This window comes from Frankia sp. CcI156, from assembly GCF_001983015.1.
Classification (GTDB): domain Bacteria; phylum Actinomycetota; class Actinomycetes; order Frankiales; family Frankiaceae; genus Frankia; species Frankia casuarinae.
This window is the reverse complement of sequence record NZ_MOMD01000089.1, coordinates 1-516: the sequence shown is the minus strand read 5'-3', so window position 1 is coordinate 516 and position 516 is coordinate 1. Positions and strand designations below refer to the sequence as shown.

Genomic DNA, 516 nt, shown 5'->3' with positions numbered 1-516 from the left:
ATCGTCTCGATCGACGCGAAGCCGTCGATCCAGGCGAGAGCCCGGATCCACCCGACCACCCCGCCCGCCCCGGGCAGGATCATCCGGGTCGAGCACGAGTACGAACGTCACGGCGCGCTCGCGCTGTTGCCCGCGCTCGACGTCCAGACCGGGAGGATCGCCGCCGTGCTGACCCCGCCGACGACGGGCATCGCGCCGTTCATGGAACTGATGGGCCAGGTCATGGCCCAGGACCGCTACCGGACGGCGAAGCGCGTGTTCGTGATCGTCGACAACGGCTCCGACCACCGAGGCCAGGCCTCGATCAACYGACTCAGGGCCGCCCACCCGAACCGCATCCTGATCCACACCCCGACACACGCCTCATGGCTGAACCAAGTGGAGATCTTCTTCTCGCTCGTCCAACGGAAGGTCGTGTCACCCTGCGACTTCGCCAGCCTCGACGTGCTCGCCGACACCCTGACAGCGTTCGTCGACCGCTACAACGTCACCGCCACACCGTTCAAGTGGAAGTAC

Annotated in this window: 1 protein-coding gene; it reads left to right on the top strand. The window is 66.6% G+C overall.

The features are described from left to right. Positions 1-516, top strand: a 516-nt coding sequence (locus CcI156_RS22620; protein WP_175637653.1) for a transposase, incomplete at both ends; no start/stop codon positions are given.